Raw genomic sequence first — 15957 nt, 5'->3', positions numbered from 1 at the left:
CCAAAATGGCACCGCATTCCAATGGTGGACAAGACTAGCGCTTCCGCGTTAGAGCCCGTCGCGCAAAACCGGTCGCCTGGCGCGTCCGGTCTGCATGTCCGGGGCATCTCGCCCCGCCAGTCCAGATGAGAGCTCATGGCCCAAGACGCACCTCGCTTTCATGTCCCCGCGCCGCATGCGCGTCCCGGCGACACACCCGATTTTTCGCATATCGAGATCCAGCCGGCTGGTGAAGCCAAGCGCCCGGATGTCGATGTGCCCGGCATGGAGACCCGCGATCTCGCCCTCGGCCTGATCGGTGTCCTTGATCACAATCACCAGGCCGTCGGGGAGTGGGATCCCAAACTGGATGCCGAAGTCCTGCGCGAGGGGCTCAAGCACATGATGCTGACCCGCGCCTATGACGACCGCATGCTGAAGCTGCAGCGCCAGGGCAAGATGAGCTTCTACATGAAGTCCACCGGCGAGGAGGCGATTGCCGTGGCCGGCGCGATGGCGCTCGACAAGGGCGACATGGTGTTTCCGTCCTATCGCCAGCAGGGCATGCTGTTCGCGCGCGGTCGCGACATTGTCGACATGATGTGCCACTGCATCTCCAACAGCCGTGACAATCTGAAGGGCCGCCAGCTGCCGGTGCACTACACCTGGGCCGAGGGCAATTTCTTCTCGATCTCCGGCAATCTGGCGACGCAATTCCCGCAGGCTGTCGGCTATGCCATGGCCTGCCGCTACCGGGGCGAGGACCAGATCGCGGCCAGCTGGATCGGCGAAGGCTCCACGGCCGAGGGTGATTTCCACGGTGCGCTGGTCCTGGCCTCGACCTACAAGGCGCCGGTCCTGCTGAATGTCGTGAACAATCAGTGGGCCATCTCCACCTTCCAGGGCATCGCCGCCGGCGACGCGCCGACCTTCGCCGCCAAGGGGCTGGGCTATGGCCTCGCCTCGCTTCGGATTGACGGCAATGACTTCCTGGCCGTCTATGCGGCCACGCAATGGGCCGCCGAGCGCGCCCGCAAGGGGCACGGTGCCACGGTGATCGAGAGCTTCACCTATCGCGCCGACGCCCACTCCACCTCCGACGACCCGTCCGGCTACCGGCCGAAAGGCGAGGGCGAGGCCTGGCCGCTGGGCGATCCGATTGCCCGCCTGAAAAACCATCTCATCGGTCTGGGCGAGTGGGATGAGGAACGCCATGTCGCGCTCGAGAAGGAGCTCAACGAGCTGGTGATCAAGTCCTACAAGGAAGCCGAGAGCCACGGCACGCTGCATGACGGTCCGCTCTCGCCGGTCGAGTCGATCTTCGAGGATGTCTACGCCGAACAGGACTGGCGCCTGCGCCGCCAGCGCCAGGATCTGGGAGTCTAGGACATGGCCAAGATGAACATGATCCAGTCGCTCAATTCGGCGCTGGATGTGATGATGGAACGCGATCCCGACGTCGTCAGCTTCGGCGAGGATGCCGGCTATTTCGGTGGCGTGTTCCGGGTGACCGCGAACCTGCAGAAGAAGTACGGGCTGGATCGCTCCTTTGATGCGCCGATCAATGAGGCGGCCATCGTAGCGATGGCGATCGGCATGGCGGCCAAGGGTTTGAAGCCCGTCGCCGAGATCCAGTTTGCCGATTACATCTTCCCGGGTCTCGACCAGATCGTCTCCGAACTGTCGCGCATCCGTTATCGCACGGCCGGCCAGTTCACGGTCCCGGCCGTGATCCGCACGCCCTGTGGTGGCGGTATCCGCGGCGGTCAGACTCACTCGATGAGCCCGGAAGCCTTTTTCACCCATATCCCGGGTGTGCAGGTGGTGATGCCGTCCAACCCCTATGACGCCAAGGGTCTGCTGATCGCCGCGATCGAGAGCCCGGATCCCGTCATCTTCTTCGAACCGAAACGCCTCTATAATGGTCCGTTCGAAGGCCATTCGGGCGGGGCTCTGGCCTCCTGGGGCAATCACCCCAAGGGTGAGGTGCCGGAAGGTCATTATTCCCTGCCGATCGGTAAGGCCGAAGTCGTCCGTGAAGGCAAGGATGTCACCATCGTCGCCTATGGCACGCTGGTCCTGGTTGCCCAGGCGGCCGCCGAGCGCGCGGGCATTGATGCCGAGGTGATCGATCTGAAGACGCTGGCGCCCTATGACATCGAGACGATTGCCCGCTCGGTGAAGAAGACCGGCCGCTGCATCGTGTCCCAGGAAGCCCCGCGGACGTCGGGCTTCGCCGCCGAACTGGCCGCGCAGATCCAGGAAGAGTGCTTCTACGCGCTCGAGGCGCCGATCCAGCGGGTCACCGGTTGGGACACCCCGTATCCGCATGCCCATGAATGGTCCTACTTCCCGGGCCCGGAGCGCTTCATCAATGCGATGAACGCCGTGCTGGAGGCTTAAGCGATGAGTGAATACCGCTACAAAATGCCCGATGTCGGCGAAGGTATCGTCGAGGCGGAAATCGTCGAATGGCACGTCAAGGAAGGTGACACGGTCACCGAGGACCAGCACGTGCTGGACGTAATGACGGACAAGGCGACGGTGGAGATTCCCTGCGCCGTGAACGGCACGGTGAGCAAGCTGGTCGGCGCGCCGGGCGATGTCATCGCTGTCGGCACCGAGATCATGTTCATCGCCACTGAAGGCGCTGTCCCGACCGAGGACGAAGCCCCGGCCGAAGCGCCCGCGGAAGAGCCCAAGCCGGCGGCCAAGAAACCGGTCGAGCCGGAACAGGCGGCGGCGGCTCCGTCCGTGGCGTCGCGTCCGACGGGCGAACGTCCGCTGGCCAGTCCGGCCGTGCGCAAGCGCGCCCTGGATGCCGGCATCGATCTGGGTGTGGTGCCGGGCACCGGTCCGGCCGGCCGCATCACGCACGAAGACCTGGACGATTTCATCAAGTCGGGCGGACGTCTGGCAGCGCGGTCCGGCGGCGGCTCTGCCATCCGGGCGCCGAAAACGGCCGTGACCGAGGAGAAGGTGATCGGCCTGCGCCGTCGCATTTCCGACAACATGACCCGCGCCCAGCAGACCATTCCGGATATCGCCTATGTCGAGGAAATCGACGTCACGGCCCTGGAAGAACTGCGCGCCCATCTCAATGCGCATCGGTCCGACGACCAGCCCAAGCTGACTTTCATTCCCTTCCTCGTCCTGGCGCTGACCAAGGCGCTGCCGGACACACCCCAGGCCAATGCCCATTTCGATGGCGAGGCCATGGTGCTGACCAAGCATGAGGCCGTGCATTGCGGCATCGCGGCCGCGACGCCGAACGGTCTCATGGTGCCGGTGATCAAGCATGCGGAAAGCCTGGACATCTGGCAGATCGCCTCGGAACTCTCGCGCCTCGGCCAGGCGGCCCGGGAAGGCAAGGCGTCCAAGGACGAGCTGAGCGGGTCCACCATCACCATCACCTCGCTGGGGGCGATCGGCGGTCTGGTGACCACACCGATCCTGAACGCACCGGAGACGGCCATCATCGGCGTCAACAAGATGCAGACCCTGCCGCGTTTCGATGCGGACGGTCAGGTCGTGCCGCGCAAGCTGATGAATCTGTCCTCCTGCTTCGATCACCGGATCGTCGACGGATATGATGCCGCCATGCTGATCCAGCGGGTGAAGTCCCTGCTGGAGAACCCGGCAACGCTGTTCATGTGAGGCGGGCCCCGGCCTGCTTGACCCGGCCGGGCAAAGCGCTCACAAGCAAGAGAGGGGAGTGACCGAGATGACGCCAAGTGTGAAACAGACCTGGTCCGATTTCATCTCCGCCGTCGCCATCTGGGCGGCCGGTGTTTTCATTCTCATGTTCTATCACGGGAAGATCGGCATCGAGTCCGAATGGATGCCGCAGATCGTGTTCGGCTCTTTTGCTGTTGTCGCTTTGGGTTCCGTGATCGGTTCCCTGGTCTGGCGCCGCCTCATTCGTCCGCAAGAAGCCAACACCTGATACCCCGTCCGGTGCCCCGTGCGCCGGTCTTTTCTCGCTTTAGCGCTGATACACTCAAGGAGCGCCTGTGATGCAGACACGGTCTTGCCAAGTCCTGATTGTCGGGGGTGGTCCCGGCGGATATCCGGCCGCCATCCGGGCCGGCCAGCTGGGTCTCGACACGATCATTGTCGACAAGCACGGCCTGGGCGGTACCTGCCTCAATCGCGGCTGCATCCCCTCCAAGGCGATGATCCACGCCGCCACCGAGTACGAGCACATGAGCGCCGCCGCCAAGGGTGACCGGTTCGGCATTTCCCTGTCCGAGGAACCCAAGCTGGACATGGGCAAGCTGATCGGCTGGAAGGACGGCATCGTCTCCAAGCTCACCGGGGGCGTGGCCCAGCTGATCAAGGCGGCCGGCGCCGAGCACATCGCCGGCTGGGCGAACTTCCAGAACGCCAAGACCTGCATCGTCACCAATGATGAGGGCGAGGAGATCGAGATCACGGCCGAGCATGTCGTGCTGGCGACCGGTTCTGTGGAAGTGGAACTGCCCTTCATGCCCTTCGGCGACAGTGTCATCGGCTCCACCCAGGCGCTCGAGCTCACCGAAAAGCCGGAAAAACTCGTCGTCGTCGGCGCCGGCTATATCGGTCTGGAACTGGGCATCGCCTATCGCAAGCTGGGCACCGAGGTGACCTTCATCGAGGCGCTGGATCGCATCCTGCCGCTCTATGACAAGGAAATCACCCGTCCGATCACCATGTGGCTGAAGAAGCACAAGGTCGATGTGAACCTGTCCTGCAAGGCCAAGGGCGTGACCGAGAAAAAGGGCGGCAAGGCCGTTCTGGAATACGAGGACGCCAAGGGCGAAACCCAGACGATCGAAGCCGACAAGATCCTCGTCGCCGTCGGCCGCAAGGCCTGCCTCGAGGGCTGGGGCCTGGAAAACATGGGCCTCGACATGGACGGCAAATTCATCAAGGTCGATGAGCAATGCCGCACCGGAATGCGCGGTGTTTACGCGATCGGTGACGTCGTTGGTGAGCCGCTCCTGGCCCACAAGGCGACGGCCCAGGGCGAGATGGTCGCCGAGATCATTGCCGGCCATCGCCGGGTGCATGACCCGGTCGCGATTGCCGCTGTCTGCTTCACCGAACCGGAAGTCGTCGGCGTCGGCCTGACGCCGGACGAGGCCAAGGAGAAGGGCGAAGAAGTGATCACGGGCAAATTCCCGCTCGCCGCTTCGGGGCGTTACCTCTCCATGGATGCCGGCACGGATGGCGGTTTCGTCCGTGTTACCGCCCGCAAGGACGACCATGTCATTCTCGGCATTCACGCCGTCGGTACCCATGTCTCCGAACTGTCAGGCGAATTTGCCTTGGCCGTCGAAATGGGCGCCCGCCTGGAAGACATCGCCGGCACCATCCACGTCCACCCGACCCTGACCGAAGGCTTCGCGGAATCCGCCCTGACCGCTCTGGGCCATCCGATCCATATTTCTGCGCCAAAGGCCGGCTAGCCCCCTCTTATTCCAGGGGGCTCCGCCCTCCTTCTCCCTGGGGAGAAGGTGCCCCGAAGGGGCGGATGAGGGGGAGCGGCGAAGTCTGTCAGAACTCGCCCTGACCGGGATTTCCCCCTCTCCCGGCGCATGCGCGCCACCCTCTCCCCAAGGGAGAGGGAGTCATTGAGCCTGGGAAAACCCTCTCGAAATCCGCTATCCTCCGCCTCATGGAAATCACCCTCTTTCTCATTGCTGCCGCCATCCTCGTCTTCTTCCTGTTCAGGGGGCGGAAGACGAAAGCGCGGGATGCGGCGGCCGAGGCGGCGCGCAAGGCTGTCGAGTCGCGCTTGGGCGAGAGTGCTGCGGCGCAGCGAGATGAGGACTCGCGTGCTTGATTAGACGGGCCCCGTTGCCTAGTGTCCGGCCAATTTTCTGAACGCGTTTATTTCCGCCGGGACAATACGATATGGCCGCTTCCTCTGCGCCGTCCTTCCAGGACCTGATCCTGCGTCTGCAACATTATTGGGCGGAGCAGGGCTGTGCCATTCTCCAGCCCTATGATGTGGAAGTGGGGGCCGGCACGCTGCACCCGGCCACGACGCTGCGCTCGCTGGGGCCGCGCCCCTGGCGCGCCGCCTATGTCCAGCCCTCGCGCCGTCCGGGCGATGGCCGCTATGGCGAGAACCCCAATCGTCTCCAGCATTACTACCAGTTCCAGGTCCTGCTGAAGCCGTGCCCGGCCGATATCCAGGACCTCTATCTCGGCTCGCTCGACGCCATCGGCATCGACCGCGATCTGCACGATGTCCGCTTTGTCGAGGATGACTGGGAAAACCCGACCGTGGGGGCCTGGGGTCTGGGCTGGGAAGTCTGGTGTGACGGGATGGAAGTCTCCCAGTTCACCTATTTCCAGCAGGTCGGCGGCCTCGATGTCGACCTCGTCTCCGGCGAGCTGACCTATGGGCTGGAACGCCTGGCCATGTATGTCCAGGGCGTGGAGAATGTCTACGATCTCGACTTCAATGGTGCGGGCCTGAAATACGGCGATGTCTTCCAGGAAGCCGAGCGCCAGTATTCCGAATTCAATTTCGAGCATGCCGATGTCGACATGCTGATCGAATGGTTCAAGGGCGCCGAGAGCCAGTGCATGGCCCTGCTCAATCTCGACAAGCCGCTGCCCCTGCCGGCCTATGATTTCTGCCTGAAGGCCTCCCACCTGTTCAATCTGGTCGATGCCCGCGGCGCCATTTCCGTCGCCGAACGCGCCAGCTGGATCGCCCGCGTCCGCGAGCTCGCCAAGGGCTGCGCGGAAGCCTGGGTGAAGTCCGAACGCGCGGCGCTGGAGGTGGCGGAGTGATGTTGGGGTTTCAGGTCCTCCTTCCCCTTGATGGGGAAGGTGCCCGCGAAGCGGGCGGAAGGGGTGAAACGCGAAGCGTTGAGTCTTCCTTGGTCACCCACTCCACCATTGCTGCGCAATGGTCCCCCTCGCCCATCAAGGGCGAGGATAAGTGCTGCCCGGAGACCGCCTCATGAAACTCCCCCTGCGCGGCGGCTGTCAGTGTGGCGAGATCCGGTATGAGATCACGAAACAGCCCCTGACCCTGTATTGCTGCCATTGCACAACCTGCCAGCAGCAATCCTCCTCGGCCTTCGGCCTGTCCATGCTGGTCGAGCGGGACGGGTTCCGCTTTCTCAAGGGCGCGCCGTCGGCTTTCTCCATTCCCACCGACAGCAAGTCCAACAAGCTGGGCCTGTTCTGTGACAAGTGCGGCACGCGCATCGCCAATGATACCGAAGGGCGTCCGGCCCTGTCTTTGAAGGCGGGCTCGCTGGATGATCGTGCCCGTCTCCGTCCGGTCGGGCATATCTGGGTGAAATCGGCGCAGGACTGGATGGCCTTCGAGGATGACACGCTGATCTATGAAGGTCCGCCGGACGACAGCTATTACGCGCTCATGGAGCGCTGGACCGCCCAGGAACTCACCTCGTAACGGGACAGAAAATGTCTGAACTGCTTTTTGAAATCTTCTGCGAGGAAATCCCGGCCCGGATGCAGCCGCGCGCCGAGGCCGACCTGGAAAAACTCCTGGGCGACAAGCTGAAGGCCGCCGGCCTGGCCTGGTCCTCGCTGACGACCTTTGCCGGTCCGCGCCGTTTGGGCCTCGTGATCGAGGGCCTGCCGGTCAAGACCGAGGATGTCCGCGAAGAGCGCAAGGGTCCGCGCGTTGGCGCGCCGGACAAGGCCGTGGAAGGTTTCCTGCGCGGGGCCGGTGTCGCCTCGCTGGATCAGTGTGAAAAGCGCGAGGACAAGAAGGGCGAGTTCTGGGTCGCCATCATCGAAAAGCCCGGCCGCACCTCCGCCGATGTGATCGCCGAGGCGATCCCGGAGGTGATGAAGTCCTTCCCCTGGCCCAAATCCATGAAGTTCGGCGAGGATGACAAGGCCCAGCGCTGGGTGCGTCCGATCCAGCGCCTGCTTTGCCTGTTTGATGGCGAAGTCGTGGACTTCGAAGTGTTCGGCATCCGCTCGGGCAATGTCACCGAAGGCCATCGCCGCATGGGCCGCGGTCCTTTCACCATCACCGATTACGCGCAATACACCAAAGTCCTGCGCGAAGAGGGCCATGTCATCCAGTCGCGCGCGGAACGCGAAGCCCTGATCCTGGAGGGTGCCCGCAAGGTCTGCACGGAGGCCGGTCTGGAACTGGTCGAGGATGCGGGCCTGCTGACCGAGGTCGCCGGTCTGGTGGAATGGCCGGTCCCGCTTCTGGGCGAGATGGATCCGGACTTCCTGGACCTGCCGCCGGAAGTCATCACCCTGACCATGAAGACGCACCAGAAGTATTTCGCGGTGAAGAAGCCGGGCGAGCCGGGCGTCACCTCGAAATTCGTCTGCATCGCCAACCAGGTCGCGCCCGATGGCGGCGTGGCGATTGCCGCCGGCAATGCGCGGGTGCTGTCGGCGCGTCTCTCCGATGCACGGCACTTCTGGGACAATGACCGCAAGACACCGCTCTCGGATATGGCGGCGCAGCTGTCCAAGGTCACCTTCCACGAAAAGCTCGGCACGGTGGCCGACAAGGTGGAACGCGTCGCCGCTCTGGCCCGTGAACTGGCCCCGGTCGTCGGTGCCGATCCGGACCTCGCCGAAAAGGCCGCCCGCCTGGCCAAGGCCGATCTCGTCTCCGAAATGGTCTATGAATTCCCCGAGCTCCAGGGCGCGATGGGCCGCTATTACGCCCTCGACCAGGGCGAGGACGCCGCCGTCGCCGACGCGATCAAGGACCATTACAAGCCGCAAGGCCCCTCCGACGCCGTGCCCACCGCACCGGTTTCCGCTGCCGTGGCGCTGGCCGACAAGTTGGATACGCTGGTCGGCTTTTGGGCCATCGACGAAAAGCCGACGGGATCAAAGGACCCGTTTGCGCTGCGCCGGGCGGCGCTGGGGGTGATCCGGATTTTGGATGATTCAACCGCTAAACTTTCGACTCTTCGGGGGACGCGCGAAGCTTTGATCACTCTTGCTGCCCGTCTGAACAAAGTTGAAAGGCGTGTTGCAGAGTTAGTATTCCAGGACCTGTGGAATTTGGGCAGGGTTGAGTCTCAGGCCAAACTGGAAGGCTTTCCGACCCCTCGCTTTGAGCTTGAGTGCCTCCAGGAATGGTTCAATGCGAGATCAGATCTCTCCGCAGACCTCCTCGCCTTCTTCGCCGACCGCCTCAAAGTCCACCTGCGCGACGAAGGCATCCGCCACGACGTGATCGACGCGGTCTTCGCGCTGGGCGATGACGACCTTGTCCGTGTCACGGCCAAGGCACGCGCCCTGCAGGCCTTCCTCGACACCGAGGATGGCGCAGCGCTGCTGGCCGGGTTCAACCGGGCGGCGAATATCCTCAAGGCGGAAGAGAAGAAATCGGGCGAGACCTATGCCGGCGATCCGGATGCGGATTATCTCGCCGGCGCACCGGAAGCTGATGAGCAGACGCTGATCCGCGCGCTGTCACAGGCTGATCCGGTGGTCGAGTCCGCTTTGGCAAAAGAAGACTTCACGGCCGCCATGGCTGCACTGGCAGGCATGCGTGCTCCGATTGATGCATTTTTTGAGAACGTGACCGTTAACACGGACGACGAGCGGTTGCGCCGCAATCGACTGCTTTTATTGTCGCGAATTCGCACGGCCGTCTGCGCCGTCGCTGATTTCGACAAGATTTCAGGCTAGGGGCCAAACAGAATGAGCGCTGATAACAAATGGGTTTACGCCTTTGGTGGCGGGGATTCCGAAGGCGAAGCCGGGATGCGCGAGCTTCTGGGCGGCAAGGGCGCCAATCTGGCCGAGATGGCCAAGCTGGGCCTGCCGGTCCCGCCGGGCTTCACCATCACGACCGAAGTTTGCACGGCTTTCTACGAGAATAATCGTGCCTATCCGGAAAGCCTCGACGGACAGGTCGAGGCCGCCTTGGCCCAGCTGGAAAAGACCGTAGGCAAGGTGTTCGGCGATCCGGCCAACCCGCTTCTGGTCTCCGTGCGCTCGGGTGCCCGCGCCTCCATGCCGGGCATGATGGATACGGTGCTGAACCTCGGCCTCAATGACGAGACCGCCGCCGGCCTCGCCGAACTCTCCGGCGACAAGCGCTTTGCCTATGACAGCTATCGCCGCTTCATCCAGATGTATTCCGACGTCGTGCTGGGCGTGGACCATGCCGTGTTCGAGGACATCCTGGACGGGTTCAAGGACGATAATGACTATTCGCTCGACACCGAGCTGAGCGCCGATGACTGGGTCACCATTGTCGGCGAGTACAAGAAGGCCGCGGCGCGCGAGCTGGGCTATGACTTCCCGTCCGACCCGCGCGAACAGCTCTGGGGCGCGATCGGCGCCGTCTTCGGCTCCTGGATGACCGAGCGCGCGAAGACCTATCGCCGCCTGCACGACATCCCGGCCAGCTGGGGCACCGCCGTCAACGTCCAGGCCATGGTGTTCGGCAATATGGGCGAGACCTCCGCGACGGGCGTGGCCTTCACGCGCGACCCGTCCACCGGCGATCCGGGCTATTACGGCGAATTCCTGGTCAATGCCCAGGGCGAGGACGTGGTGGCCGGCATCCGCACACCGCAATGCCTCACCGAAGCCATGCGCGAGAAAATGGGCGACGACAATCCGTCCATGGAAACGGCCATGCCGGAAAGCTATGCCGAGCTGATCAAGGTGTTCGACATTCTCGAGCGCCATTATCGCGACATGCAGGATATCGAATTCACGGTCGAGGCCGGCCGTCTCTGGATGCTGCAGACCCGGAACGGCAAGCGGACCGCCAAGGCTGCGCTCAAGATTGCCGTCGACATGGCCTCCGAAGGCCTGATCTCCACCGATGATGCGGTGATGCGCGTGGATCCGGCCCAGCTGGACCAGCTGCTTCACCCGACGCTCGATCCCGATGGCGAGCGCGACATCCTCACCGCCGGTCTGCCGGCCTCGCCGGGCGCGGCAGCAGGCAAGGTCGTGTTCGATAGTGACGAGGCCGAAGAACGCGCCAAGGCGGGCGAGAAAGTCATCCTGGTCCGGATCGAGACCTCGCCGGAAGACATTCACGGCATGCACGCCGCCGAGGGCATCATCACCGCGCGCGGTGGCATGACCTCGCACGCCGCCGTGGTGGCGCGCGGCATGGGCCGTCCCTGCGTCTCCGGTGCCGGCCAGATCAAGATCGATTATGCCGCCAAGCAATTCACCGTCGGCCGCCGCGTCATCAAGGATGGCGAGATGGTCACCATCGACGGCGCGTCCGGCCAGGTCCTCTATGGCGAAGCCAAGATGATCAAGCCGGAACTGACCGGTGATTTCGGCAAGCTGATGGCCTGGGCCGACACGCATCGCCGCATGAAGGTGCGCACCAATGCGGAAACGCCGGGCGATTGCCAGACGGCCGTCGATTTCGGCGCCGAGGGCATCGGCCTGTGCCGCACCGAGCACATGTTCTTCGAAGCCGACCGCATCGCGGCCGTGCGGGAAATGATCCTGTCCAACGACCAGGACGGCCGCGTCACGGCGCTGGACAAGATCCTTCCGATGCAGCGCGAGGACTTCAAGGAAATCTTCCGCATCATGGCCGATCGTCCCTGCACGATCCGCCTGCTGGACCCGCCGCTCCACGAATTCCTGCCGCACACAGCCGAAGACGTGGAAGACGTTGCCAAGGCGACCGGCCTGCCGGCCGACCAGTTGCTGGCCCGGGCCCGTGACCTGGCCGAGAGCAATCCCATGCTGGGCCATCGTGGCTGCCGTCTGGGCATCACCTATCCGGAAATCTACGAGATGCAGGCCCGCGCCATTTTTGAAGCCCAGGTCGCTGTCGAGGCCGAGACCGGCTTCCGTCCGCTGGCCGAAGTGATGATCCCGCTCGTCGCCACGCCGGCCGAGCTGTCCATCCTGAAAGCCCGTGTGGCCGGTGTCGCCAAGGCCGTGGCCGAGGAGACCGGGGGCCAGCCGCAATATCTCATCGGCACCATGATCGAGCTGCCGCGTGCCGCCCTGATGGCCGGCAAGATCGCCGAGGACGCCGAATTCTTCTCCTTCGGCACCAATGACCTGACCCAGACCACATTCGGCCTGTCGCGCGATGATGCCGGCAAGTTCATGAATGACTATCTGGAAGCCGGGATTTTCGAGAAGGACCCGTTTGTCTCGCTCGACCAGGACGGTGTCGGCGATCTCGTCCGCATCGCCGCCGAGCGCGGTCGGGCTACGCGGGAGAGTCTCAAACTGGGCATTTGCGGTGAACACGGGGGTGACCCGTCCTCGATCGATTTCTGCGAGGAAACCGGTCTGGATTATGTGTCCTGTTCGCCCTATCGCGTGCCGATTGCGCGCCTCGCGGCGGCCCAGGCCCGGCTGCGTCGGGCAGGCTAACTGTCTGATCGGTCGAAGTAAAAATGGCCCCCTCTGGAAACGGAGGGGGTTATTTCTTATTTGTAATTTGTGTCAAAGCTTGACCATTCCGGCGGCCTCCCATAGAGAGGCGCGCTCTTTGCATGGCGAAGAGGTGCCGCGCTTTAGTGGTACATTAGTCGAATCCACAGAGTGATTCGGTCAGAACCGAACGCGCAGAACGCAGACAAGAACGAAGACCGGCAGGAAAGAGTTCCATGAATTTGGACGAAGCCCGCAGCCAGCAGAAACAGGTCGCGACAGCATTCTACATGCTGGCCGCTCTGGTGCTGTGCGCGATGGCGATCCTGGTCATGAACCTGGCTTCGGAGCGGGCGCGCGTTCAGGACGAGACCCTGCAATGGCAGCGTCTGGCCGCCCAGTATCTCGACCGCAGCAGCATGAGTGGCGTCGACCGGTCGGGCGAACTGGTGCGCATCGCTTCGATCTCGCTGGAAGCGGATTCCGAACAGGGCGCCATCGTCTCGGCTCGCCCGCTGGATGATCTGCGCACCTTCAACACGACCCATTTCGATCATGCCGCCGCGATCTCCTCGCAGATCGATTGTCTGGCGCAGGCCGTCTATTACGAGGCGCGCTCTGAAGGTCTGGTCGGTCAGCTGGCCGTGGCCCAGGTCGTGCTCAATCGCGTGCGCAACCGCAATTATCCCGACACCATTTGTGGCGTGGTGTTCGAGGGTTCCGAGCGCACGACGGGCTGTCAGTTCACCTTCACTTGCGACGGCTCCATGATCCGTGAGCCGCGCGGCGCGTCCTGGCGCCGGTCGCAGCAGGTCGCCCAACACGCCTATCTCGGCTTTGGCCGTGACGTGACGCGCCGGGCCACGCACTACCATACGGTGGCCGTGGACCCGTACTGGAATGAAAGCCTGGTCCGCACGCGCCGGATTGGTACGCACATCTTCTACCGGTTCGCGACCCGCCGTGAACGCGAAGCCGGGATCGTCCGCGAACGCGACGCCTAGGCCTTCGGCCGCTTCCTGACAGCTCTGATGAATTGCGCGCCAGACGGGTCCTGACCGGTCACAGCGCGCGATAGTCATTGTTAATGTCTTGTATGGATACTGCGCGGAAACAATAAACGCCTGAAATCCAATCTGCGGAGACCCCATGGCCGTCGCCGAAATCGGCAAGACCCCGGACCGTATCTGGCTGTGCATGACAGACAGCAACCGGACGCGTGTGGTCTCCCGGGCCCTGGCCAAGGGCCTGGGCATGACGGTCTATCTCGGCCCGACCATGGATGATGAAGGCCCGGTCGCCCTCGTGGTCGCCGATGATGCCCACGCCAAGCGCCTGGCCGAAGCCAAGACCAATGCGGCGCCGCTGCAGCGCTCGCTCTGGGTGACCGGCAATGTGCGGCGCTCCGGGGCTGATGTCTTTCTCGATGCCGACACCGATGCCGGCACGCTGACCAATGCGATCGAGGGGCTGCGCGCCTATCGTGAGCATGCCCTGGCCGTGCCGGAGGGGCAGGATGTCGGGCTCGGCGCCATCACCGCCCTCGCCAGTGGCGAGTTCAGCGTGCAGACGCTGGAACAGGCGCGCGATCTCGCCGTCTTCCTGGGCCGGGCCTGCCCGGATCCGTGTGCGTCCAGTGTCGGCCTCTACGTCCTGCTGGCCAATGCGATCGAGCACGGTAATCTGGGCTTTGATGCGACGGAGAAGGCCAAGGGCCTGGCCGACGGGTCCTGGGCCCGCAAGGTCGCCAAGCGGATCGATGAGCCGGACTATACCGACCGCCGCGTCCGCCTGAGCGTGTATCGCGGTCTCAAGGCCCTCACCTTCGTCATCCAGGATGACGGGGAGGGGATTGATGCGGAGACGGCGGAAATGGCCAATCCGTCCCGGGCGGGCTATCGCGGCAAGGGCATCAAGCTGGCCAAGTCGATGGGCTTCACCCAGATCAATTATCTCGGCGTCGGCAATACGGTGGAAGCCTCCATCCTCCTGCCCGAAGTCGAGGAAGACGACCGCTCCTATCATCAGCAGGTCGCGCGCGCCTGACCGGGCCGCGCGCATGAATGCCGCCTGAACCGGCCGATCAGGCTGGGATCATCTGACATCGACTAGAACCGTCTCCAACATCTCGACGAGGTGATCTGGAGAAGGAGAAGTCCGATGAAGCCGATCCGCAAACTCGCTGCCCTGGCCGTGTCTGCCTCCGCCCTGCTGGGGTTGGGCCTGACAGGAACGGCGCAAGCCCAGACGGGATTCCCGGTGACCAATCCGCATGGCTGTGCGGCCCAGGTCTTTATCATTGGTGCGCGGGGCACGGTGATCCTGAAGGCCGGCTCCCGCCTGTCCGGCAGCTATGCCTTCGTCATGAACCAGGACATTCGTACCAGCGATCTGGACATCCGTCTGGATGGCCGCTTCAACGGCAATGGCCGGACGGATACGGAACTGGCCCGCGGCCAGTTCGAGCTGGGCCATTATGACGACGAGGCCCGCCCCGGGCGCTTTACCAATGAATTGGACAGTGTGCGGTCCGACCATAATCTCAACGGCCTGCTGGAAATCTACGACCATGCCGGCCGGGTGACCTGCCGCACGGCTGTGCTCCAGGTGCTCACCGCCCGCAACCCGGCCCTGTCAGGTGGCCTGGCCTCCATCTCCGCGGATGATGGCCGGCTGGCCCCGCCGCGTCAGGTCAGCCCGCGACCGGCGCCGCAACCCGCTCCGCAAGCGGCACCCGGTCGCCAGCCTGTGCCGCAGATCCGTCCGGCCGCGCGACCGACGACCGGATTTGGCGGTTATGTCCGGAACCCGCCACGCGACTGCCGTTATATCGCCCGCCTGGGGCGCCGGGTGTGTCAGTCCAACTGATCCCTTTTCTCCCTCTGTACCCCGACTTGCGGCCCGGATTCCCATCCGGGCCGTTTCTTTATGAACGAAGTGCCGAAATCCGTTCATCTAGATGTTTTGATTATGAATATCGCACTCAGGATCCACTCATCCACGCCTCGCTAGAACAGGGTCAGGCTTCGATGCATGGGGCGTCGGCCACACAGAATGGAGTATCGATCATGAAGACCCGTTTTCTCATCGCCAGCGCCCTCGCGGCGATCTCGGTCCTGGGTACGGTTGGCGCTGCAGAGGCCCAGTCGCGGAACCGTGTCAGCGTTGCCCAGCAGGGCTACCAGAATGAAGCCGCCGGCCGCCAGAACGGCTATCGCCAGCGCATGGTGATCAACCAGTATGGTGAGAGCCAGTATGTCACGGTGATGCAGGATGGCGCCCGCAACGGCACCACGGTCAGCCAGTACGGCCGCTATAATGAAGGTCATGTCGACCAGTATGGCCGCCGCAATGACGCTGTCATCGGTCAGCAAGGCCGCAATAATTACGGCTCCAGCATCCAGACCGGCAACCGCAACATCTCGGGCATCGCCCAGATCGGCCGCAACAACACCGCCGTGACCGACCAGTACGGTTCCAATAATGGCGCCGGCATCATCCAGGTGGGCAATGGCCAGTCGGCCAGCATCCGCCAGACCGGCAATGGCAATGTGACCCTAATCGTCCAGGGGGACCACTAGGTCCGGACCGGCCATCGGGGGGCGCGTTGTGCCCCCCGGTCCCGCCGGCTCCCAATCT

At 63.7% G+C, this 15957-nt stretch carries 13 protein-coding genes; all 13 read left to right on the top strand.

Features of this window, described 5'->3' with window-relative positions:
- Nucleotides 1–135 precede the first annotated feature (135 nt).
- Entirely contained in the window at nucleotides 136–1365 is a 1230-nt protein-coding gene (locus FCS99_RS09640) for a 3-methyl-2-oxobutanoate dehydrogenase (2-methylpropanoyl-transferring) subunit alpha (RefSeq protein WP_138511942.1), read from the top strand.
- Nucleotides 1366–1368: 3 nt separating this feature from the next.
- Nucleotides 1369–2382 (top strand): alpha-ketoacid dehydrogenase subunit beta, encoded by a 1014-nt coding sequence (locus FCS99_RS09635; RefSeq protein WP_138511940.1) that lies wholly within the window; start codon nucleotides 1369–1371, stop codon nucleotides 2380–2382.
- A gap of 3 nt (nucleotides 2383–2385) precedes the next feature.
- Nucleotides 2386–3636, top strand: a complete 1251-nt coding sequence (locus FCS99_RS09630; protein WP_138511938.1) for a dihydrolipoamide acetyltransferase family protein — start codon at nucleotides 2386–2388, stop codon at nucleotides 3634–3636.
- Nucleotides 3637–3694: 58 nt separating this feature from the next.
- Entirely contained in the window at nucleotides 3695–3925 is a 231-nt protein-coding gene (locus tag FCS99_RS09625) for a hypothetical protein (protein WP_138511936.1), read from the top strand.
- Nucleotides 3926–3995: 70 nt separating this feature from the next.
- Nucleotides 3996–5429, top strand: coding sequence for a dihydrolipoyl dehydrogenase (lpdA, locus tag FCS99_RS09620; protein WP_138511933.1), 1434 nt, complete (start codon nucleotides 3996–3998; stop codon nucleotides 5427–5429).
- A gap of 448 nt (nucleotides 5430–5877) precedes the next feature.
- A complete protein-coding gene (locus tag FCS99_RS09615; RefSeq protein WP_138511931.1) occupies nucleotides 5878–6768 on the top strand; it encodes a glycine--tRNA ligase subunit alpha in 891 nt (296 codons plus the stop codon).
- Between the two features lie 172 nt (nucleotides 6769–6940).
- On the top strand, nucleotides 6941–7402 hold the full coding sequence (locus tag FCS99_RS09610; RefSeq protein ID WP_138511929.1) for a GFA family protein: 462 nt from the start codon (nucleotides 6941–6943) through the stop codon (nucleotides 7400–7402).
- A gap of 11 nt (nucleotides 7403–7413) precedes the next feature.
- Nucleotides 7414–9630: a glycine--tRNA ligase subunit beta gene (gene glyS / locus FCS99_RS09605; protein WP_138511927.1), complete on the top strand. Its 2217-nt coding sequence runs from the start codon at nucleotides 7414–7416 to the stop codon at nucleotides 9628–9630.
- A 12-nt stretch (nucleotides 9631–9642) separates the two neighbouring features.
- Nucleotides 9643–12318, top strand: coding sequence for a pyruvate, phosphate dikinase (gene ppdK / locus FCS99_RS09600; protein ID WP_138511924.1), 2676 nt, complete (start codon nucleotides 9643–9645; stop codon nucleotides 12316–12318).
- 236 nt (nucleotides 12319–12554) lie between these two features.
- Entirely contained in the window at nucleotides 12555–13322 is a 768-nt protein-coding gene (locus FCS99_RS09595; protein WP_138511922.1) for a cell wall hydrolase, read from the top strand.
- Between the two features lie 145 nt (nucleotides 13323–13467).
- Entirely contained in the window at nucleotides 13468–14364 is an 897-nt protein-coding gene (locus tag FCS99_RS09590; RefSeq protein WP_138511920.1) for a hypothetical protein, read from the top strand.
- Between the two features lie 114 nt (nucleotides 14365–14478).
- Nucleotides 14479–15186 carry a hypothetical protein gene (locus tag FCS99_RS09585; RefSeq protein ID WP_138511918.1) on the top strand — a complete coding sequence of 236 codons (708 nt, stop codon included), beginning with the start codon at nucleotides 14479–14481 and terminating at the stop codon, nucleotides 15184–15186.
- Between the two features lie 200 nt (nucleotides 15187–15386).
- Nucleotides 15387–15899, top strand: coding sequence for a curlin-associated protein (locus FCS99_RS09580; protein WP_138511916.1), 513 nt, complete (start codon nucleotides 15387–15389; stop codon nucleotides 15897–15899).
- The last annotated feature ends 58 nt before the right edge of the window (nucleotides 15900–15957 follow it).

The sequence above is a fragment of the Maricaulis alexandrii genome (assembly GCF_005871165.1).
GTDB classification, from domain to species: domain Bacteria; phylum Pseudomonadota; class Alphaproteobacteria; order Caulobacterales; family Maricaulaceae; genus Maricaulis; species Maricaulis alexandrii.
The sequence above is the reverse complement of the archived record's forward strand: the minus strand, read 5'-3'. Positions and strand labels throughout refer to the sequence as shown.

Bases quoted from the DNA above. Each gene is read 5' to 3' on its own strand.
- FCS99_RS09635 (WP_138511940.1), top strand. From the start codon at position 1,369: ATGGCCAAGATGAACATGATCCAGTCGCTCAATTCGGCGCTGGATGTG.
- FCS99_RS09580 (WP_138511916.1), top strand. From the start codon at position 15,387: ATGAAGACCCGTTTTCTCATCGCCAGCGCCCTCGCGGCGATCTCGGTC.
- FCS99_RS09640 (WP_138511942.1), top strand. From the start codon at position 136: ATGGCCCAAGACGCACCTCGCTTTCATGTCCCCGCGCCGCATGCGCGT.
- ppdK (WP_138511924.1), top strand. From the start codon at position 9,643: ATGAGCGCTGATAACAAATGGGTTTACGCCTTTGGTGGCGGGGATTCC.
- lpdA (WP_138511933.1), top strand. From the start codon at position 3,996: ATGCAGACACGGTCTTGCCAAGTCCTGATTGTCGGGGGTGGTCCCGGC.
- FCS99_RS09595 (WP_138511922.1), top strand. From the start codon at position 12,555: ATGAATTTGGACGAAGCCCGCAGCCAGCAGAAACAGGTCGCGACAGCA.
- FCS99_RS09590 (WP_138511920.1), top strand. From the start codon at position 13,468: ATGGCCGTCGCCGAAATCGGCAAGACCCCGGACCGTATCTGGCTGTGC.
- FCS99_RS09615 (WP_138511931.1), top strand. From the start codon at position 5,878: ATGGCCGCTTCCTCTGCGCCGTCCTTCCAGGACCTGATCCTGCGTCTG.
- glyS (WP_138511927.1), top strand. From the start codon at position 7,414: ATGTCTGAACTGCTTTTTGAAATCTTCTGCGAGGAAATCCCGGCCCGG.
- FCS99_RS09610 (WP_138511929.1), top strand. From the start codon at position 6,941: ATGAAACTCCCCCTGCGCGGCGGCTGTCAGTGTGGCGAGATCCGGTAT.
- FCS99_RS09585 (WP_138511918.1), top strand. From the start codon at position 14,479: ATGAAGCCGATCCGCAAACTCGCTGCCCTGGCCGTGTCTGCCTCCGCC.
- FCS99_RS09630 (WP_138511938.1), top strand. From the start codon at position 2,386: ATGAGTGAATACCGCTACAAAATGCCCGATGTCGGCGAAGGTATCGTC.